The organism is Pontibacter beigongshangensis (assembly GCF_014332515.1).
GTDB lineage: Bacteria > Bacteroidota > Bacteroidia > Cytophagales > Hymenobacteraceae > Pontibacter > Pontibacter beigongshangensis.
The window spans coordinates 181,294-203,339 of record NZ_VFSD01000003.1 but is presented as its reverse complement, the minus strand read 5'-3'; the positions used below and the strand labels follow the sequence as shown (position 1 = coordinate 203,339).

The window sequence follows — 22,046 nt, the reverse complement described above, 5'->3', positions numbered from 1 at the left end:
CAGGTAATGATCACCATAACTCTTAACTATCAGAAAAAAGTTCTGCCGTTGGTGTCCTTTCTAAAGGGCACCAACGGCAGAACCTCTGGAGGGGCATTTTTATTCGAATAATTGGTGATTATCTAATTCCAGGCAAAAGAAAATCCTCCTTATGCTGACTGTTTTTGAGGGTCGGCATAAGGAGGATTTTCCTTAACAGGGAGCAGCCGGCATGGCAGGCAAGAGCCCTTACTGCACTACCACCTTGCTTGTCCAGGACTTGTCTGCTGCCACCACTTTAATGCCATATAGCCCCCTGGCTATGTCCGGAAGCCTTAACTGCAGCTGCTGCCCGTCCTGGAACTCCCTTGTCAGAATGGCTTTGCCGGTACTCAGGTTGTAAACCGTGATGAGGACTTCACCATAACTTTCCTCCAGTGCCACCTGCAGTACTCCTCCCGAAACCACCGGATTGGGGGAAACGGTAAATATATCAGCCTCCAGATCAAGAACATGAGTGATAGCCACAAGTGGTTCAACTGCAGATGAGAAATCGTAAGGCATCAATCTGCTGCCACCAATCGGCCGCTCCATCTCGCCGCCAGGCAGCTGCCACCCCACGGCCAGGTTATCGCTGCCGCCCTGCTCCTTGTGCAGCGCCTCGATGTAATAGCGCTTACCTGCCTCCAGCCGTATGGCAACCGACTGCTGTGCCTCATATTTTGTCCACTCCCTGGGGTAGGTCCATCGGGCCACCCCGGCAATCTTCTGCTTCTGGGCTGGATCTTCGGAGTTGCTCAGCCACAGCTCCGCCACATCGTCGGCCGCGATCCAGAAGGTATAAGAACCTGTTTCCGGTGCCCGCACATATCCCCTTACCCGCTGCCCATAATTATTGCCTGTGTTAGCCGGAGTTTCGAACAATTGCAACTCGCTCTGACGGGTGGGCTCCTTATCCAGTGGAATATTGGATATACTGCTGCCGTAAACACCTGCCCAGAAAGCATGCGAGATGGTGCCGGTGCCGTCGTATGGCATCAGCCTGTTGCCTCCTATGGGGCGCTCCATTTGGCCGTCTGGCAATTGCCACCCCACTGCCAGGTTATCGCCGCCGCCCTGCTCCTTGTGCAGCGCCTCGATGTAGTACCGCTTGCCCGCCTCCAGCATCACTGGGGCCGACTCCTGTGCCTCATATTTTGTCCACTCCCTGGGGTAGGTCCATCGGGCCACCCCGGCAATCTTCTGCCTGGCGGCTGGGTCTTCTGAGGTGCTCAGCCATAGCTCTGCCACGTCGTCGGCTGCTATCCAGAAGGTGTACTCTCCTGTTTCCGGTGCCTGCACAAAGCCACGAATGCGTTGCCCGTAATTGTCGCCGATATTTGCCGGAGCCTCAAATGATCCTAATTCGCTGGTGTTAGAGGGTTTTGTGTTTAGCGGGATGTCAGAGATGCGCGCTCCATGCACGTTTGTCCAGCGCTCCTGCGTTATGCTTCCGGAGGCCGGGCCCGGCCGCACATGAACCGTAACTGACGAAATGTCCACTACACCCTTTCTGGGGTCTATGGCCAAAGCTGAAATATCGTAAGTACCTTCCCTCACCCCGCTCCAGGTACAAGAGAAAGGCGCCGTTCTATCCAGGGCCAGATCCTCGCCATTGACCCGAAACTCCACCATAACTAAATTGGGGTAGGATGCTAAATGGGAGGTGGTGATTTCGATGGTGGCAGGGGCTGTAAAGATGTCGCCATTTTTCGGGGAGGTAATAGTTATAATCGGGGTGGTGGTATCATTTAAGGTGCCGGAAAGCGTGTAGAGCCCTAAGGAAGAATAATCAGATGGAGCCCCCATGTTTCCTCTGGTACCTTCTACGTGCAGGTAGTACGTGCCGGCAGGCAGCATCCTTTCCAGGTGAGCCGACATGCCAGCATTGTCTGCCCTGGCTACGATGTTACTGGCGGCATCTTTCAGGGTCAGCAGCACATCCAGGTTGGGCTGATCGGGGTGCGGCGCTGCCGACAGGGACACGGTGCTGCCATTTGTGGTAAAAGAGAAGACATCCACATCGTGGCGGGTGGTTATAATTCCCTTATTTAAGGTTGCCGAAACAGCTCCGGCTTCGTCCACGGCAAGTGGTGTCGCCCGTTGCGGGGTGTTGCCATGATCGTCGGCCCTGAAGCCAAGCCCATGGAAGGCGGCCATTATCTCCAGGTCATCCTCAAAGTTATTGGCATTAGGGTAGTCGCCCCTGCTCCATTGCACCAACGGCACATAATACCCCGTCCCCATAATAGGTGCCCAGTTCTCATGCCCATTATAATATTCCGTGTCGGGATGTGCCAGGCCATCGTGCTGCAAACTCAGGGTATGCCCCACCTCATGCGAGCCTGCCTCACCCGCATACTTCCCAATATAGGAGTTCCAGACCCAGCACGGTGTTTCGCCATAAAAGGAGCTGCCCCAGGCAAACGAACCGATATAGGCAACTCCTCCCCAACCAGGGAAAAAATAATTAGTGGGCGAAAAAATAACTCTCATTCTCCGATCTGCCGCTGCCCTGTTAAAAACAGCCTCGCTGGTGGTGACATTAAGCCCGAGAGGCCGGAAATCCTCGCTCATAATGTTCCAGGTCACCAGCATCTCCTCTACAGACAAGTTGGCCGGAGCAGCCTCTATGGGCTCTCCGTTCGTGAAGCTGTAATTCCAGAGCGTGTTGGTTACCGTGTGCCCATCGAAATCCAGAAATACGACTGCTCCGGCCTCCGGCAGGCTTTCCAGTTCCGGAAGCGACGGTACTTCCTGCCCGCCTTCTTCTGGAGGAGGCCCCGGCGTGTCGGGAGCCTGCTGATACCCTATACAGAGCACGGAGTCTATGTCTTCTTCCTGCAGATAAACGAGCCGTTGTTTTGTGGAAAAATAGCGGAACAGTCTTTTTTGATCTGGTATCAGAATAGAGCCGGCCGCCACATCGCCCACGAACCTCAGATGAAACTTACTGTTTGGGATGGCACTTACTTCGCCAAAATAGGTTTCTGCCTCCCCCTCTTGCTTAATCGACTGAACAGTGACCACGAGCGGGGCCTGGCCAGGCAGGTAGTGCGTGATCTGATGGTTTGCAGCAGACCGTCTCCTGGCGTTGGCCTGTGATGCCTTTGCCCCGAAAGCAGCCTTTACTTCAGAAACCGTTCCCAGCAGCATGGCCTGTTCTGACTGGGCAAAAAGTGGCAGAGACCACCCTAACCAGAGGACAATCGCTGCTAAAACACAGTAAGTTTGTTTCATATAATAGGTTTACTTAGATGCACGAACACACCAGGCCCATGGCCAGAGAACCAATGGTGGTTGATAATAGTCTCTGTCAGGCTTCGAGCAATTATTCTAATGAAAATACCCCTCCAGAGTTCATGAACCCTGCTGCTTCAAACCGACCAAGGGCTCTTTAGGCTGCATTAGCCACAATTGGCCGGAAAGCAGTTGATAGGCTTCATCAGGCGACCTGATAAAACCATACACATATCGTTTCTGCAAAGAGTGCCGTAGCCGAGATAGCCGGTACTAAGGAGCGGTAGCAAAGGGATCCCGCCGGATTAATTGTTAAAACCTGGCAAGCTCCTTATCCGTGAAAGAAGCATCGCTGCAGTGGTTTTCCAATAATTCATAATTATTCATGCTATTTTTATATATGTATGTTTTAAAAAATAAGTTACCGACAAGGCTCATAATATTTGTTAAAGTATAATTTTACTTAGTTAAAGTATTTTCAACATGGCTTCTGCTCACCTTACTACAGCCAATAATAAGTGCAACGGCTAAGCAGGCTGCCCTAAAAAACTGGGCAGAGGATTTCCCCTTCCAGGTAATGCCTGTACAGTTCCTAAGCTGTTTAAAGGCCGCTTTCGTGGCGAAACGCCCGGACCAACGGTGTGTGCCGTGAGGCATAAAATGGCTACTCCGGCAGCTATAACAACCATTTTAGGCGGGTACCGTTGCTCAGATGTAGCAGCCTTGGCTGTTATTAGTTTGTTTCACCGTAATGCTTAATAAAATGATGAAAAAATATATACTGGCCGGCGTGCTGGCCGGAAACATGCTGCTACTGAGCTCCTGCGCCACAAACCCGGTAACAGGTAAACGGGATGTTATGTTTATGTCTGAAAGCCAGGAAATTGCCATGGGTCAGGAAACAGATCCGCAGATTGTAGCGCAGTTTGGCCTGTACGAGGACCCTGCCCTGCAGCGGTTTATCAACGAGAAGGGCCAGCAGATGGCCGCAGTCTCTCACCGTGACCACCTGAAGTACGAGTTTAAAATTGTAGACTCCCCTGTGATTAATGCGTTTGCTGTGCCTGGCGGGTATGTTTATTTTACAAGGGGCATTATGGCGCACTTCAACAACGAGGCGCAGTTTGCAGGTGTCCTGGGCCATGAAATCGGGCATATCACGGCCCGCCATTCAGCCCAGCAGCAAAGCAAATCTATTCTGGCACAGGTGGGCCTTATAGCCGGCATGGTCATATCTCCGCAGATAGCGGAGATGGGCGAGATGGCCTCACAGGGCTTAGGCTTGCTGTTCCTGAAGTTCGGGCGCGACGATGAGCGGGAATCGGACCGGCTGGGCGTAGAATACTCCACTAAAATAGGTTACGACGCCAAAGAAATGGCCGACTTTTTCACGACTCTGCAACGCAAGCAGGGGGAGAATGGCCAGGCTATTCCAAATTTCATGTCTACCCACCCCGACCCGGGCGACCGCTATACCACCGTTAAACAGCTGGCTTCCGAGTGGCAGCAAAAGCAAAACCTGACGAACCTGCAGGTAAACCGCAACAGCTACCTAAAGATGATCGATGGCATGGTGTATGGGGAAGATCCGAAACAGGGTTTTGTAGAGAACCAGGTCTTTTACCACCCAGTCCTGAAATTCCAGTTCCCGATACCAACAGCCTGGGCACACCTCAACTCTCCGCAGCAGGTACAAATGGCTCCCCAGGATGGCAAAGCCATGATGATGCTAACCCTGGCCCCTGGCAAAACCCTGGAAGAGGCAGGTCAGCAACTGCTGAAGCAGTACCAGCTCCAGTTGGTAGAATCGAAGCAGGTCACTGTTAATGGGCTGCCCGCCCTGGCCATGATAGCTGATCAGAAGCAGGAACAGGGTGTAATCAGGGTGCTTTCTTACCTGATTCAATATGGCGGCAATATCTACAACATTCTGGGCGTGACCTCAGCGGCTGACTTTAACAGCTATGCTCCCATCTTCTCCAGCACCATGCAAAATTTTAAGCAGCTGACAGACCAGGAAAAGCTGAACAGGAAACCGGATAGAGTGAGGATTAAAACGGTGCCACAAGCTACCACACTCGCCCAGGCGCTTCGTTCTTTTAAGGTGCAGGACAGCAAACTGGAGGAACTGGCCGTGCTAAACGGCATGCTGCTGACAGACAGGGTGGAAAAAGGGATGTTGATTAAGGTGGTGGAGCAGTAGCAGCAAAAAACATACTGCTTTGCCAGATTAGAAATGTTGGCAGATTCTCTTTCTGGTAGTTTTACAAGCCTTAAGCCTTCCTGAAAATCAAATTGGAGGAGTACTCCGTTTGCAAGCGATTCAATATTAAAAAAGGTACGGCATTCTGATTCCGTACCTTTTTTTTGCCTAACCCACTACAACGCCAGCACCTGCTGCCAGATTTCCTCATTTACTGGTATCCCCTCCTGCTCGTTCCGAAGGCGGGTGGCCAGGGTGCTTTCGCCAGGGTAGCGTATTTCTTCACCTGCTGCTCCCACAGGGCTGCTTTTGGCAAACCGGATAATCTCATCACTAATGGCCGGGTCCAGATTTTCTGCCTTGATGCACAAAAAGAACTGCGACACACCGGCCTCTGTCCCTTCGGCAGTGACCTGAGACACCGTACGCCCACCACTTAGCGACGCCACCAGCACATCGATCATCAGCGACAAGCCCGACCCTTTCCAGAACCCGATGGGCACCGCCCGCCCACTTTCGCGGATAGCAGCCGGATCTGTGGTCAGTTCGCCGTGGCTGTTGTAACCACCGCTTACATGAAGACTGTTTCCCTTAAGCTCGTACTCCTGCAATTTGCCAAAAGAGAACTGCGTCATGGCCATGTCCAGCACCAGCGGCCCTTCCTGCCGCGGAACGGCAATTACCAGCGGGTTGTTACCAAGCCGTGGCGCTGTTCCTCCCCAGGGAGGCATGTTGGCAATAGTGTTGGTGGCGCATATGCCTACACAGCCGGCTGCCACAGCCTGCCAGCCATAGGTGCCGCCCCGCATCCAGTGATTGGTATTTCGTACTGCTACAGCGCCCAGGCCATGTTTTTTGGCCAGGGCAATGGCCCGGTCCATGGCCAGGGTGGCGGTATACATGCCTGGTGCCCGTTGGCCATCCCAGCGCTCTATGGCTCCGGTCTGCTCCAGGCAAGCCGGCTCCGCCTGAGGCCGGACATAGCCATCCTTTACCATCTGCACAAACACCGGAAACCGGTTAAGGCCGTGAGAGTAAACGCCATCTCGGCTGTTCTCTGCAAAAATACGGGCACAGAGTGCTGCCCGCTCCACTTCAAAGCCGGCTTTCAGCAATACATTTTCGAACTGGGCCTTCATCTGGCCAAAAGTTATTCTCATCATTTACAATATCAGCATGAAAGATTAAGTAAATAAAAGCTATAAAACGGTTCCTCCCTCGGCCATGTTAACTTTACAGTACAGGCAGCTACAGACCACACCAGATGCGCAACACCTGCCAGATTCTTTACCCGTTGATTCTGGCCTATCAAACTTCCCGGATCAGCAGGAGCAGCAGCAGTCTTTAAATGCTTCGGAGGGCCTTATCCATTCAAATAATTACCGGCTCCAGCAGTTGTTTTCAGGCTGGGCGTCTGCAGCATGTTGCCTGGTCTTATCCAACAGCACAGCAAGTGCAGCAGAATAATCACATTTTACTTTATATACAGAACAAAAAAGCACTACTTCAGGCAAAATCTTATGAAAATTTGAAAACAATATACATTTTTTTGTATCAAGTGCTTAAAAAAAGGCTATTATTGCAAAAAATATCAATTTATGGATTCTTCTGCCAATACCACCTTACAAATCTACAACAAGCAGGTAGGTCTTAAATTTCAGCTCTACAACAGCCTGTTTACAGCTCTGCCTTTCCACAGGGTTGAGAAAACCGGTGTTTTACTTTCCGTTTTCCTGATTCACTGCGAAGAGGGCTTTAGTAAAGAACAAAGCCCCAGCGATGTCATTAACTCCTTTGTGAAACAGTATACCACCTACGGCACCGAGCAGGAAGTGCTGGATCTGCTGTTCCGCTTTGTGCAGTATGCCGAGCGCCAGGTAGTGCTGTTCGACGCCCTGGAAGATGCCGCTTACCGCGACATTCATGACATGAACGGGATCGGAACGCTGAAACACCTGCAATCGGAGGTGCTGCATACTAATTCGCAGGAAAAGCTGGCTGAAAAGCTGAAGGACTTTTCGGTGCGGCTGGTACTCACCGCCCACCCCACACAGTTTTACCCCAGCGAAGTACTGGGCATCATCAACGATCTCTCCAAGGCACTTCTCAACGACAATACCTCGCAGGTAAACAGTTACCTGCGCCAGTTGGGGAAAACGCCTTTCTTCAAAAACGAAAAACCGACGCCTTACGACGAAGCCATGAACCTGATCTGGTTTCTGGAGAACGTATTTTACCAGTCGGCAGGCAAGATCATGACGGACCTCTACGGCCAGTTTTCGGGCGAGATAAACCGTAAAAGCCCGCTGATACACCTGGGCTTCTGGCCTGGTGGCGACCGCGATGGCAACCCCTTTGTAAACGCCCCCATTACCCTGAAGGTGGCCGACGCCCTGCGCGGAGCCGTTATAAAATCTTATTACCAGGATGTGCGCCGCCTTAAGCGCCGCCTGACTTTTAAGGGGGTGTCTAATGTGCTGGTATCGCTGGAAGAAAGGCTTTACAACAACCTGTTCGTGCCAGGCTATAACCTCGACCTGACCAGGGAGGAGGTACTGCATACGCTGCAATACATACGCGAGAAGCTGGTGAATGAACACAACAGCCTGTTCCTGAACATGGTAGACACCCTGATTCATAAGGTGGAGCTGTTCGGGCTGTTCTTTGCCTCTCTCGACATCAGGCAGGATAGCAGCATACACTCAGAAGTACTGAAAGCCATAGCCGAGACCACCGCTGCGCTTCCGGACAACTACGACGACCTGACGGATGCTGAAAAATTAGAAGCCCTGCAGCAGATAAACGCTACGGTAGCCGCCTCCACACTCGAAAACGACCTCTACAGCGACACTATCGCATCGATGGAGGCCATTAAAAGCATACAGGAGCATAACGGCGAATATGGCTGCCACCGCTACATTATCAGCCACAGCACCAAGCCACTCGATGTGATGGAGGTGTATGGCCTGTTTATGCTGAGCGGCTGGAAACCGGAAGAACTGACGGTGGACATCGTGCCGCTTTTTGAAACCATAGACGACCTGAAGCATGCCGGCAGCGTGATGAAGGCCCTGTATGAGGACAAAACCTACAGCCAGCACCTGAAAAGAAGAAACAACATACAAACCATTATGCTCGGCTTCTCCGACGGCACCAAAGACGGTGGCTACCTGATGGCGAACTGGAGTATCTACAAGGCCAAGGAAGAACTCAGCTTCCTGTCGCAGCAGTACGATGTGCAGGTAGTGTTCTTCGACGGCCGTGGAGGTCCTCCGGCCAGAGGAGGCGGCAGAACGCACCAGTTTTATGCTTCTATGGGGCAAAATATCTCCAACAAAGAGATTCAGCTGACGATACAAGGGCAGACCATCAGCTCTAATTTTGGCACCCCGGATGCGGCGCAGTACAACATAGAGCAGCTGATGCACGCCGGAATCAGCAATGCCCTTTTCCATACAAAAGAGACCACCCTTACCAAGGGCGAAGAAGAGCTGCTGATGCGCCTCTCTGAGGAGAGTTTTGAGACATACAGCACCCTGAAGAACCACCCGAACTTTCTGGAGTACCTGATGTATGCCAGCCCGCTACGTTATTATGCTGAGGCCAACATCGGCAGCAGGCCATCTAAACGCAAACCTGGCAAAATGAACCTCAACGACTTGCGGGCGGTGCCATACGTTGGCTCCTGGAGCCAGCTGAAGCAAAACCTGCCAGGCTACTACGGAGTAGGCACGGCCATAGAGAAACTGGAGGCGGAAGGCAAGTGGGAGGAAATTAAGGCTATGTACAAGCACTCCCTGTTCTTTAAAACGCTGATGGACAATTGCGAGATGGCCATGACCAAGTGCTTCTTCCCGCTGACCGCCTATCTGGCCAAGCACCCGAAATACGGGGAGTTGTGGAACATGATCTACCTGGAGTTTGAGCGCACCAGAAACTGCCTGTTACGCATGGCCGGCACCACTGCCCTGATGGAGGACAAGCCCGTAAACCAGCTTTCTATTCAGATGCGCCAGCGCATTGAGTTGCCGCTGCTTACGATTCAGCAATACGCCCTCACCAAAATCAGGGAGATGGAGGAGCAGAAGCTGGAGGCAACCAGCAAGGCCAAATACGAAAAACTGGTTATGCGCTGCTCGTTCGGCATAATTAACGCGGAGCGTAACTCAGCATAAGGCAGCAAGATTAACCGGGCTTCCAGCTCACCTCCTGCCCGGAAAGGCAGGTGCAGCAGCAGGAGCAGCAAGTCCGGAGGGCCCTTTTTATTAGCATAATTCCTTCCGCAGAGTAAAACGAAGGCGGGATCTGCAGCAGCCACAGCGGCTGAAGCAGATCCCGCCTTCGTTTTGCCCCTTTAACAAAATGTGGCGTGCTCTCCATACTTAGCCTGCAGCACTTCCTCTGCCTCAAACTCCAGCGTAAAGGTAGTGCCCTTGTTGTCTTCGCTCTCCACACTAATGCGGCCACCCAGTATCTCTACCTGCGTTTTTACCATAAACAAACCCATTCCTTTTCCTTCGGTATGGAAATGGAACCGCTTGTACAGTCCGAAAACCTTGTCGCCGTATTTGGCCAGGTCGATGCCCAGGCCATTGTCCTGGAACACCAGCCGCACTTTGTCTCCAGCCACCTCGCCTGAGATGGTGATCACCGGGGGCTGATCCGGCTTACGGTATTTTATGCTGTTGGAGATAAGGTTATAAAAGATACTGTACAGGTAACTCTTCAGGGTATACATCTTATCCAGCCGCTTAAAGGCAGTATGGATCGTGGCCTTTTCATGCTGAATCCTGTTACTCAGGATCGCCTCCACATCGTGTACCAGCTCTGCCAGGCACACATATTCTTTGGCCTCGTTTATTTCCTGCCGTACCTGCAGAATGCTGTTCAGGTCCTTGATTACCTCGTCGAGCCGCAGCACTGAAACACGGATACCGCTCAGGCAATCTAAAAACTGCTGGCTGCCTGGTGCCAGATTGTTTATAAGGTTGGTGAGGCCTAATATGTTCACAACAGGAGCCCGGAGGTTGTGCGAGATAATGTAGTTGAACTGCTGCAGGTCCTTGTTGCGCTCCGTAAGGTCTGCCGTCATCTTGTCTTTTTCTTTCTGAGCCAGAATCTGCTCCGTCAGGTCCTGAAAGATGCCATTCCACCGGACCACGTTCTGCTGCTCGTCCAGCACTACCTCGTATTCGACAGACAGGTGCCGCTCCACCCCATCTTTCCGGATAATCCGGCAGATAAAAGAAGAGTCGGTCAGGTACTGCGAAAGCTGGTCAGTTAGTTCCTGCACATACGGCAGATCGTCCGGGTGGACCATGGCTATAAAAGCTTCCGGAGAGGGCGCCGTCTCCTGGGGGGAGGTTCCCAGTATCCGGAAAGTTTCGTCTGACCAGCTATATTCGCCTGTACCGAAGTTATAATCCCAGCTACCCATGTGCGCCAGGGCCTGCGCTTCTTTTAGCCGGTTCGCACTCAGTTCCAGGTCATGCATGGCCTGCAGCAGGGCGGTCTCCCCTTTCTTTTTATCCGAGATGTCCCACTGGATAGACAGGAACTGGTAGGGCTGCTGCTGCTCATCCAGAAAGGGCACTATGGTGGTGTCGGTCCAGTAGGAGGATCCGTTTTTGGCCATGTTCTTCACCTCTCCTTTCCATATCTTTCCGAGGCGCATAGCCTGCTCCATCTCGTAAAGCAGCCCCTGGGTGTGCGTGGCCAGGTCAATTACCCGGTGCTCCCGCCCGATCAGTTCTGCCCGGCTGTAACCGGAGATCCGGCAAAAGTTATTGTTTACGTGGCGAATGTCGCCAGACTGGTCGGTGATCGCCACGATAGCCGACTGGTCGAGGGCATATTTGTAGTCTGATATCTCCTTCGTCCGCTCCTGCACTTTCTGTTCGAGGGAGGCATTCAGCCTTTTTATCGTGGCTTCAGCCCGCTTCGACTCGGTAATATCTACAAAGGCGCCTACCATGCAAGCCTTACCTTTTAGCTGCAGCTGCTCCCCATGCAGCAAAATGTAACGCAGTTCACAATTTTTCTTTCTCACCAGAAGTTCCATATTGGCTTCCCCGGCTCGCTGCAGGTTAGCCGTCAGGAGGCTTTGCGCTGTTTCGTCGTCCCATATCTGAAGCTCCGCTGTTGTTTTGCCGAGCACTTCTTCTTTGCTGAGATCGAAGAAACTCAGGAAATTCTCATTTACATCGACCAAAATGCCGGTAGCCGTTTCGCTGATATAAAAATTGACCGGACTTTTATAGAACAGGGTCGAAAACAGCTTTTCGCTCTCCATGAGCTTCTGCTGCGACAGTATTTTATCTGTTACATCGGTATAGGCCAGCAGCAGGTAAGATTTGCCTCTCAGGTTTATTTTATCGATGCTGTAGCTCATGTATTTCTCATCCCCGTTGGCCATCATCATCTTAATCTCGAAATCTTTTACCCTTGCATGCTGTTCCAGGCATCTGCTCATCTCCTGCTGATCCTCCGGGTCCAGCGAAATGGGAAGCTCCTCCGGCACCTTGCCAATTACATCCTCTTTGCGGTTGTTAAAAAATTGGAGGGCCGCTTCATTTACGTCCACTATTTGGCCGGTTACGGCATCCATCAGCGTCATCATGACCGGGCTCTGATAAAAAAGAGACGAGAAAAGCTGCTGGTTCTCCTCCAGCGCCTGCCCGTTTTTCTTCCGGTCGGCCAGGGTTTTCCTGATCAGCAAAAAGTTGAACACGAAAAAAACGAACATGCCCGCTGCAAAAAAGATGAGCACCTGCAGCGCCTCCTGCGTTTCCTGCTTGCGCTCCTGGTCGTTTGCGTCGAAATTTTGCCGCTCCTGCTCTTCGATAAGCCGTACAAAATTACTGGCCTCCTCCAGCAGTTGTGCTTTCTGTTCCAGCCAGAGAGAGTCAGGCCTGGCCACACTGGCAGCAGAAGTTACGGGCAGGTTTTGCTTCAGCAAGCTCTCGTAGGCTTCGGCCGATCTGATAAACTGCTGAAGCCAGTACCTTCCCTGGCGATCTGCCAGGCTGACATCCTGCAGTTGCTCCAGATGGAAGGAATATTGGGTTAAAGCCTGGGTATAGGCATCGAGGTGCTCTCTGTTGCCGGTAAGCAGGTACGTATGGTAGCGCTCATTTATTTCGTGCAGGTTGTTGTTCAGCTGGCCTACCGACTTTAAAACCCGGAGGGTCACCACTTCATTATCTGCCCGCAGATAGGCCCGTTTTAGCTCCAGAAAAGTTTTGGCTGCAAAAAAGGTAGTAACCATAAAGGTTACCAGGAAGACAAAAAAGATGGTATGCTGTATCTTATCAAGTTTCATTATCAGGAAGCTTTCAAGTGGACAAACTGGGCGCGCATGAAAAGTTTTCTCCACCACCGGCAGATATTCTATTAAAGCAGCGAGCCCGATTGTTTGGATTATATAGCGTAGGTAACTCGGATTCCTGATCAGATGGCTGATGTGCAATCCTAATGTGAATGGATTTTAACAGGCTTGGTTAAATAGACAAAACCTGAATCTTCCTTCTGTGCCGGTACCCCCTGCCGGGGCGGAAGCAAAGAGTCGGATAGTTTTTGAGAGCGGGTGTTGTTAGCCCGGCAAGCATGTAACTTTAAGCAGGTGCCAGGCCCTCCGTTAGCAGCTTACCTGAAATCACACTTAAGAACTGAAAAAAACAGCGTAGCAGGCCGTTATTGTTACTAATAAATATGTAAATGTAATATATAAAACAATTGTACACTTTCATACAATTTTAATACACAAATTATATTGATAACACAGGTCAGAAGACATGTGCTGAGTTCTTTTATAAATCAGGCGGACCTGGCCTTAAAGCAATTGATTATGTTTGTAGCCACAAAACATAAAACACTATAAATCAACCAATTGAAACACAATAGATTTAACCAAATCAGTTGGATTACCCTTCGTTGCTGGAGGCAGCAGGTATGGCGGGATAGGTGCACAACGTCTTATCTGAAAAATGCAGGGTATTTATTATTTCCCTATTAGGCACTTATTCCTAACTTTGCGGCTTTACTACATTACCGGATTCATCTGAATCCCAATCTATACATTCAAAAAAGTTCAATTTTAAGATATGAAGAAGACGATCGTATACGCAGCTGCTCTGGCAATATTTACCTTCAGTGCCTGCTCCGACAATAAAACGGAAACAGCACACACCCATGAACACGCTTCCGATACAGACACAGAAACAGCAACAGGCAAGGTAGTGGTAGAAACCCCTTCTTTCTCGTCGGTGGCAGATCCTTTTAAAACACAGGTTTCGGCACTGCTGGATGAATACCTGAAGGTGAAAGACGCCCTGGTGGCCGAAGACGCTAAAACAGCCCAGAGTGCAGCCTCCGAAATAGAAAAACTGGCTGACTCCATGCCGGTGGCGACACTGCAGGAAGATCAGAAGCAGTTTGCGGAGGAGCAACGGGATAAAATTAAGGAGAGCTCAGCTGCCATGGCGAAAGCTGCTGACCTGGCTGCCCAACGCAACGAACTGGAGCAGCTTTCAGAAGCCACCTTCGCGCTGACAAAAGCATTCGGTGCCGCTAACGCCGACCTTTACTACCAGCACTGCCCCATGGCCTTTAACGACAAGGGCGCGTACTGGCTCAGCTCCGAAAAAGAGATCCGCAACCCGTATTATGGCAAGAGCATGCTGAAGTGCGGCACCAACGAAGAAATTTATAAACAATAAGAGCAGAGGCAGTTAGAGGAAACTTCCCTCAGCAGCAGCAACAGCAGCAGCAGCTCCTGAGGGCGGTTTTCATTCCAATAATTGCCGGCCTCTGTTGCGGCAGGCTTCATCTGCCTCCCGGGTTATCTACCTGAAGCCAGACTTCCTTAAAGCAGGGGCGCAGTGTAAAAGCTGCCTCCTGCTTTTTCTGTTATAGCCACTGCCCTTTTTTTGATTTGGCGGTAACGCATCAGGAGTAAAATAAGTCGGCAAGCCCAGGGGCTGGCTAGAATATTCCCATTAATTTCCGTTCTTTTGCTTTCTGATTTAATTTTAAGGCAGGCAATTATTTTGCTTTATTATTGAAAGCAGCGGATAGTTGGTAGCAGCAAAGGGAAGCCCTGCCGTATTTATTTTTAATTGTATGAAAGTAGTTACCATAGTAGGATTAGGCCTGATAGGCGGCTCGATGGCAAAAGACCTGCGAAATGCCGATCCTTCGCTCACGTTTATAGGCGTGGAGCGAAACCCGGCCAATGCCGCCAGGGCGCTCGAGCTGAAGCTGGTAGACTCTGTTTTACCGCTTAAAGATGCCGTAGCTGCAGCTGATGTTATTTTTCTGGCTATTCCGGTTACCGCCATCCGACAGTTGCTGCCCACCATCCTGAACATCATTCCGACTCAGGCGATTGTCATAGACCTCGGTTCTACCAAAGGCCAGCTATGCCAAGCAGTGGAGCACCACCCCAACAGGCAGCAGTTTGTGGCAGCGCACCCGATTGCCGGTACTGAGAACTCCGGGCCTGAAGCAGCGCTGGAAGGACTGTACCAGGGTAAGATGAACATCATCTGTGAGCGCGAAAAGTCTTCTGAGGAAGCCATTGCCAAAGCCCTGCAAATCTTCGAGACCGTGGGCCTGAACACCATCTTTATGCAGCCCGAGGAGCACGACAAGCATGTGGCCTATATTTCGCACCTCTCACACGTGAGTTCTTTCCTGCTGGGCCTTACGGTGCTGGATGTGGAGAAAGATGAAAAAAACATTTTCACCCTGGCTGGCAGTGGTTTCGCCTCTACCGTACGCCTTGCCAAAAGCTCCCCGGATATGTGGGCTCCTATTTTTGAGCAGAATGCACACTTCCTGAGCCACGCCCTTGGCGAATACATCTTTTACCTGCAGCGTTTCCAGCAATACCTCCAGAACAACGATCAGGAAAAAATGTATGAGATGATGCAGCAGGCCAACAAAATACGCCCCGTGCTCGATGGCATTACGCAGGCGGCAGAGGCGGCGGCTGCAGAAAAGTCTTAAGTAGAAATTATTCTAATGATTTTGTCCCTCCGGAGGCTTTTTAGGCTCTGGAAGGCATAGGGCGGGTCTGCTGTTGCAGCCGCCCTGCCTGCAGGCGGTATGAGCGGAAAGTATAACTCCCAGCCACTGTCCTGCTATCGCAAAAAATTGTTTGCCGATAAATTATTAGCAGCTACTCAGAAGGCTGTTTGAGCCAAGCTCCCCCACTTCTTCAGATAGTTTTGTGATTGTTTCGTTTCTTAAACAGCACAATGGCCTTTGCAATTCGAAGTTCTATTTAGTATCAAAGAGGTAATTTACCAGGATAGAGTCGCTGCTGAACATAAGAGTAGTTATAAGCGAAACCCCGTTTCCAGGCAGCTGGAGGGGGTGCCGGTTTTGGTATTTTGAAGGGAGCAGAAACTTATAGATGGTTTCTTTATTCTTTAAGTTCTATATTGTATATTCGCTATTCCGTTTATACCATAGTTAAGGTGGAAAATCAATAATTATGAGAAGAATTATTTCACTTGCTGCGTTTTACATAGTTCTCAGCTCTTTCTCATTTGGGCAGGGCTTTGGATCACTTGGCTCCCAGTGGTATTACAGCGCACATGGTAGAGATATGCATTCAGAATATATTCATTTACAGAGTGTTGCAGACACTGTTATTCTTGGCAAATCGAGCCATAAGATCACGCAGACCTACTATAGGGATAACGGGTCTGTAGAATCCCTACCGCCTATATTTGTATATGAAAAGTCGGACACGGTGTTCATGTACAGTTCTGAAAGAAAGAGGTTCCTTTCACTCTACATCTTCAATGCCGCCCAGGGTGATGTTTTGACACTGGACGTGCCTGAGCCCTCAGTTTTAACCAAGGATACCACTTACAGGCTGGTGATAGAGCAGGTGGAAAACGTTGTCGTGAACGGGGCGACCCTTAAAAAATACAAAACCAGACCTCTGGATAGATTCACGTTTATGAATGACGGCGGATACTTTATGGACAGGATTGGAGGCCTTGACTGGTATGTGCCGCGGGAAAGGATCATCCCGGAGGCAGAAGGACCGCTCAGGTGCTATTCAGATGCGCAGCTATCCATCAAATTCCTGGACCTGGCCTGTGATGACAAGTTATTGGTGACCTCGGTCCAGGAACAACCGACCTCAAAGGTGGAGGTATTTCCGAACCCGGTACATGACTTGTTCTCGGTTGAGGCGGACCAGCCGATTGCCAGAGTTGAAGTTTCCGATCTAACCGGAAAGCTTATGCGCACAGCTACAACCAATGCAGTTAAATTGGACGGCTTGGAGAACGGGTTTTATATTGCCACCATCTTTTTTGAATCGGGAGAGAAAACCATAAGAAGAATAGTGAAAAGATCCCTATAGCAACTGTAATAGACAGTAGCTTAATCCTGTTTATCAGAAGCCGCAATTATCTGCAAAAATTTAGCCGGGTTGACACAACCCTACAGCCGCCATAGTGCTATCACTGCAGCGTTGGTGTCGAAACAGCAGAAAAAGTTGTCGTGTGGTCATTCCTGAACTAAAAGCAATTTCCACGCAGTCCCTGCAAAAGAAATAGACGCGCAGACAGTGCAGGAGGAAGAAAAAAGAATTTTTCCGAAGCACGTGCAGGAATGAAAGAATTCGTTGGAATTACCCTAACCCAGCACAGCCAAAACCCTTGCTATGCTTCGGCTGTAATAATACCTTTGGGCAAAAGTGAATTTAAAGGAAACAGGGAAATAATGAGAGCTGTATTGCTGATTTTACTTGCTTTTTGCTTTAGCTGCCAAGATGAGGCAAAACCGAGGCTTCCTGACATCAAAGTAGCAATTAATGATACAAGTGAAATTGCCCTTTCGGATTCCATCTACTTTATCACAGCCGATACCCTTCCTAATGTAGTTACTGTTATCTCGGGAGTTTCAAACCCTAATATTTACTACTCAGTAAATAACTTAGCAGCTAAGTTGGGAACAAGCGAGCCTATAATTCTCCAGAAGCAGGACACTGTTTTTCAATTCTACCTTACTAAGGGAGGCTACGACAACTCAGAACTAAAAACGGTCATTTTACAGCCGCATTCGGAAAAGTTCTTAGACAAAGTAGATATTAGCAGCCCAGTTTCCGAATCGAATCTTACCATTAGCATGAATGACAAATCCAGAGGAATGGTGGAGATTGAAATATATAATGTTACTGGACAAAGGCTGCTACACCGCAGCCATCTGAAAAACGCCGATTCTTTTATGATAGAGTATGCCCTTGCTGAATATCCAAGAGGAATATATGTAGTGTCTGCTACTTATGGGGAGAGCCAGAAGGTGTATAAATTCATAAAGACATAAACACCAATGTCTAACACGCCACATAAAGCAAGCTTCGGCTACGCCTCGCTTGCTTTATGTGCCAACCGTTGCCTCTCTATTAAACATAATTTCGCTTATCAGACTTTGCTTTACCTATTACAGCTTACCTCTTCAAAAACAAGCAGCCCCGCCATCTGAAGTAGATGCCGGGGCTGCTTTCTTATACTTACGGCAGAAGCCATTAAGAGCTTAAACCGTTCAGCAGTTTAGTGCGTTCCCACATTCACGATATCAGCGAATACACCGGCAGCTGTTACCTCGGCACCTGCGCCGGGGCCTTTCACAACCAGTGGTCGGTCTTTGTAACGCTCGGTGGTGAAGGAGATGATGTTGTCGCTGCCGGAGAGTACAAAGAACGGGTGGCTTTCGTCTACCATCTGCAGGGTGATCTCTACTTTTCCGTCTTCTAACTTACCGATAAAGCGCAGCGCGCGGCCACTCTCCTCGGCCTGCTCCTTCAGCCTGTTGAAATAATCGTCGGCTTTCTGCAGCTCCTCATAAAACTCCGGCACCGACTGCGCGTGCATGCACGACTCCGGCAAAATGTTCTCGATCTGCACATCGCCAGCTTCCAACGGGTAGCCTGCATCACGGGCCAGAATCAGCATTTTGCGCATAAAGTCGGTTCCGTTCAGGTCATCGCGCGGATCTGGTTCGGTGTAGCCTTTCTCCTGCGCCATCTTCACCACATCGTGGAACGTAACATCGCCCTTAAAATGGTTAAAGATGAAGGAGATCGTGCCCGACAGTACCGCCTCTATCTTCAGCACGCGGTCGCCACTCATCATCAGGTCCTGGAGCGTGCGCACAATCGGCAACCCGGCGCCCACGTTTGTTTCGTAGAAAAAGTCGACGCCATGCGTGTGTGCCGTGTCTTTGAACAAGCGGTACTGGCTGTAAGACGATGAATTACCGATCTTATTCGAGGTTACAATTGATACATTGGAGCTGAAAATCTCTTCGTAATACGTGATCGGTTTCGGGCTGGCGGTATTATCCACGAACACACAGTTTGGCAGGTTCAGCGATTTCATCTCAGAGATAAACAAGCCCAGGTCAGCCGGTTTCCCCTGCTCATCCAGCTGCTGCTGCCAGCTATCCAGCGGAATACCGTCCAGATCGAACAGCATTTTGCGACTGTTCGACACGCCGATCACTTTTACCTGTATGCCATTGTGCTTCTGCAAAAATTCGCTGTGGTCGAGCAGCTGGCGGAACAGTGTTTTACCGATGTTGCCGGTACCGAGGCAGAATACATTCAGTGTTTTCTTGAGGTCAGTAAAGAAGGCATCGTGCACAGCATTCAGCGCCTTTGCCAGGTCCTGCTGCGATATGATCACCGAAATATTATGTTCCGAAGAACCCTGTGCAATGGCCCGCACGTTCACCCCGTTTCGGCCGAGGGCAGAGAACAGCTTGCCCGAAATGCCAGGCGTCTGCTTCATGTTCTCCCCCACTATCGCCAGCACCGACAGGCCTTCTTCGATCTCCGGTTTTTCCAGTTTCTCGGCCTTCAGTTCCAATTCAAACTCACGTTCTATCAGTTTTTTGGCTCGTTCGGCGTCTTCGGGTTTAATGGCAAAAGTAATGCTGTGCTCCGAGGAACTTTGCGTGATCATGATGACGCTGATCTGCTCGTGCGCCAGCAGCGAAAACAACTTTCCGCTGAAACCGGCCCGGCCTACCATGCCGCTGCCCTGCAGGTTAATAACGCTGATCTTGTTGATAGACGAAATACCTTTGATCGGCAGGTCGGACTCTCCACCCGAATGGCTGATTACGGTGCCCGCAATGTCGGGCTTCAGCGTATTTTTAATGATGATCGGAATTTTCTTGAGGAAAGCCGGAATCATGGTGGGCGGGTAAATCACCTTCGCCCCGAAAAACGACATTTCCATGGCCTCGTTATACGAGAGGTCGGTCAGGGTAAAGGCCTTTTTCACCCATTTGGGGTCGGCGGTCATCATGCCGTTCACGCCTGTCCAGATCTGGATTTCGGCGGCGTTCAGGGCGGCTCCGATAATGGCGGCCGTATAATCGCTGCCTCCCCGGCCGAGGGTAGTGATTTGCCGCTGCATGTCGCTGGCCACAAAGCCGGTTATAAACAGCAGTTTGTCTTTATGGCTGTTGTAAAAGGCGTTTACCAACTGGTCTGTCATTTCCGTATCTACCCGGGCGTTGCCGAAATTGCTGTCGGTCTTGATAAGCTCCGACGATTCCACAAACAGGGCCTCCGGAAAAAACTGCGAGGCGATTTTGCTGATAAGCAGGGTGGAGCATTTCTCGCCGTAGCTGATCACCAGGTCATGTGTTTTGGGGGTGCACTCCTTCAGGCTGCGGATAGCGTTGAGCAGTTGCTGTATCTCGCTGAAATACGACTGCAGCTGCGCCTGTACAGGCTCCTGCAGCTGGCTGGGCAGCATCTGCTCCACAATAGCGGTGTGCTTTGCCTCCAGTTTCTCCATAGACGCTTCGAAGTCCTCTCCTGCGGCGGCATCCTGGGTCATTTTCAGCAATAAATTCGTGATCCCGCTCATAGCCGAGAGCACCACCACAGGCTTCGTTCCTGACTGGGCTTCTTGTCTGATGATGCTGAGTAAGTTTAAGATACCTTCAGATGATCCTACTGAAGTGCCTCCGAATTTTAATACCTTCATATAGTTTATGATAAAAAAAACGCCTTCCTGTTCAGGGAAGGCGCTTACTGGTTATTGTTCTAACTCTAAACCAAATAATCTCCTTCCCCATGCATTGTACCAATGATGGTGTTGATTATAGAGATGATAATGGTTGTTCCTGTTGCTTTCATATATTGCCGACGAAGTTATATATTAAATTTTTAATTCTAACAAAAATCAGCGCTTTTTTTAAAATATTGTGGCTAATCTTAGAAAATCGGCATGAAATGCGAATGATCGGTGCTGTAATGGCAGGCTGCTGCCCCCGCTTCAGCCGCCACGGAATTATTCGAATGAAAAAGGCCTTCCCAAGGCTATTTAAAAGACACAGGAGGCAAGACGTAAGACTTTTCCAAAGTTAAGAGTTATGAGTTATGAGTTAAAAGTTGCATTTTGTTTTGTGGTTCCTCCTCAAATTAATTCCCTCGTCAACCCTTTAACAATGTAGCTATTAAACAATCAACAACTAACAACCGGCAACCAAATTATTCTAATAAAAACGGCCCTCCGGAGGGTGTTTCCGCTGCCCTCCTGTGCCTGCCTACCAGGCAGTCCAGCAGATTTCGGCTAGCAAAAGCAGCAGATATTCGGCAGTTATGCTTAATTTAACGCCCTTATCCAACAAATTGAATAGCGCCTGATGGTTTCGCACGTACTTTTGATCAACTGCCCCGACCAGCCTGGTCTGGTTTTTAAAATTACCGGTGTTCTGTATCACTACAACCTGAATATTATCAGCAACGGTGAATTTGTAGAGAGAAGCTTTAATTACTTTTTCATGCGCACCGAGTTCTCCGGGAATTTTGACCGGGAAGCGCTGCTCAAGGACCTCACGGATTTGCTGCCCGAAGGCGTGGAGATTAAGCTGACAGACAAGCGGAAGAAGAACATCGTGCTGCTGGCCACCAAGGAGCACCATTGCCTGAGCGACCTGCTGATTCGCCATGCTTTCAATGAGCTGAATGCCCACATCCTGGCTGTGATCAGCAACTACGACGTGCTCGAGGACCTGACCCGCAAATTCGACATCCCGTTTCATTTTATCAGCCATGAAGACAAGAGCCGCGAGGCGCATGAGCAGGAAATCCTGGAGGCTGTGCAGCAGTACGAGCCCGAGTTTGTGGTGCTGGCCAAGTACATGCGTATTCTTTCGCCTGGTTTCGTCTCGCAGTACTCCAACAAGATCATCAACATTCACCATTCCTTTTTGCCTGCCTTTGTGGGGGCCAGCCCCTATACGCAGGCCTACGAGCGCGGCGTAAAAATTATAGGTGCCACGGCCCACTTTGTGAACGACCAACTAGACGAGGGCCCCATTATTGCCCAAAGCGTAATACCGGTAGACCACACGCAAAGTGCCAAAGAGATGGCCCAGGCCGGTCGCGACGTGGAGAAAATCGTACTGGCAAAATCGCTGCGGCTGGTGTTTAACGAGCAGGTGTTTGTATACCGCAACAAGACCATCATTTTTGAGTAGGTTCGAGCGCCAGGGGGTTCAGGAGAATAAATTATTTGAGTGAAAATGGCCTTTTTATCTG

Annotated in this window: 11 protein-coding genes; 7 read left to right on the top strand and 4 right to left on the bottom strand. The window is 50.2% G+C overall.

Going from position 1 to position 22,046, the window contains the following annotated elements:
* Positions 1-228: 228 nt before the first annotated feature.
* Positions 229-3,258 (bottom strand): PA14 domain-containing protein, encoded by a 3,030-nt coding sequence (locus FJM74_RS04510; RefSeq protein ID WP_187261374.1) that lies wholly within the window; start codon positions 3,256-3,258, stop codon positions 229-231.
* A gap of 766 nt (positions 3,259-4,024) precedes the next feature.
* On the opposite strand from FJM74_RS04510, the gene FJM74_RS04505 reads away from it, so the two are divergent.
* The gene (locus tag FJM74_RS04505; RefSeq protein WP_394353895.1) at positions 4,025-5,461 is read left to right on the top strand and encodes a M48 family metalloprotease; all 1,437 of its coding nucleotides are present in this window, start codon (positions 4,025-4,027) and stop codon (positions 5,459-5,461) included.
* A gap of 176 nt (positions 5,462-5,637) precedes the next feature.
* Here the strand turns inward: FJM74_RS04505 and yiaK are convergent, their stop codons facing one another.
* Complete coding sequence (yiaK, locus tag FJM74_RS04500; protein WP_241738946.1) at positions 5,638-6,624, bottom strand: 3-dehydro-L-gulonate 2-dehydrogenase; 987 nt, start codon at positions 6,622-6,624, stop codon at positions 5,638-5,640.
* Positions 6,625-7,059: 435 nt separating this feature from the next.
* On the opposite strand from yiaK, the gene FJM74_RS04495 reads away from it, so the two are divergent.
* On the top strand, positions 7,060-9,636 hold the full coding sequence (locus tag FJM74_RS04495) for a phosphoenolpyruvate carboxylase (protein ID WP_187261372.1): 2,577 nt from the start codon (positions 7,060-7,062) through the stop codon (positions 9,634-9,636).
* A gap of 179 nt (positions 9,637-9,815) precedes the next feature.
* Here FJM74_RS04495 and FJM74_RS04490 read toward each other — a convergent pair whose 3' ends face one another.
* Positions 9,816-12,782, bottom strand: coding sequence for a PAS domain S-box protein (locus FJM74_RS04490; RefSeq protein WP_187261371.1), 2,967 nt, complete (start codon positions 12,780-12,782; stop codon positions 9,816-9,818).
* A 781-nt stretch (positions 12,783-13,563) separates the two neighbouring features.
* On the opposite strand from FJM74_RS04490, the gene FJM74_RS04485 reads away from it, so the two are divergent.
* From FJM74_RS04485 to FJM74_RS04470, 4 genes are all read left to right on the top strand, one after another.
* On the top strand, positions 13,564-14,178 hold the full coding sequence (locus tag FJM74_RS04485) for a DUF3347 domain-containing protein (RefSeq protein ID WP_187261370.1): 615 nt from the start codon (positions 13,564-13,566) through the stop codon (positions 14,176-14,178).
* Positions 14,179-14,581: 403 nt separating this feature from the next.
* Positions 14,582-15,469 (top strand): prephenate dehydrogenase, encoded by an 888-nt coding sequence (locus FJM74_RS04480; RefSeq protein ID WP_187261369.1) that lies wholly within the window; start codon positions 14,582-14,584, stop codon positions 15,467-15,469.
* Positions 15,470-15,959: 490 nt separating this feature from the next.
* Positions 15,960-16,844: a T9SS type A sorting domain-containing protein gene (locus tag FJM74_RS04475; RefSeq protein WP_187261368.1), complete on the top strand. Its 885-nt coding sequence runs from the start codon at positions 15,960-15,962 to the stop codon at positions 16,842-16,844.
* Between the two features lie 251 nt (positions 16,845-17,095).
* A complete protein-coding gene (locus tag FJM74_RS04470) occupies positions 17,096-17,809 on the top strand; it encodes a T9SS type A sorting domain-containing protein (protein ID WP_187261367.1) in 714 nt (237 codons plus the stop codon).
* A 227-nt stretch (positions 17,810-18,036) separates the two neighbouring features.
* Here FJM74_RS04470 and thrA read toward each other — a convergent pair whose 3' ends face one another.
* Entirely contained in the window at positions 18,037-20,487 is a 2,451-nt protein-coding gene (gene thrA, locus FJM74_RS04465) for a bifunctional aspartate kinase/homoserine dehydrogenase I (RefSeq protein WP_187261366.1), read from the bottom strand.
* A gap of 661 nt (positions 20,488-21,148) precedes the next feature.
* Between thrA and purU the strand changes: the two genes are divergently transcribed.
* Positions 21,149-21,985, top strand: a complete 837-nt coding sequence (gene purU, locus FJM74_RS04460) for a formyltetrahydrofolate deformylase (protein ID WP_187261365.1) — start codon at positions 21,149-21,151, stop codon at positions 21,983-21,985.
* Positions 21,986-22,046 lie beyond the last annotated feature (61 nt).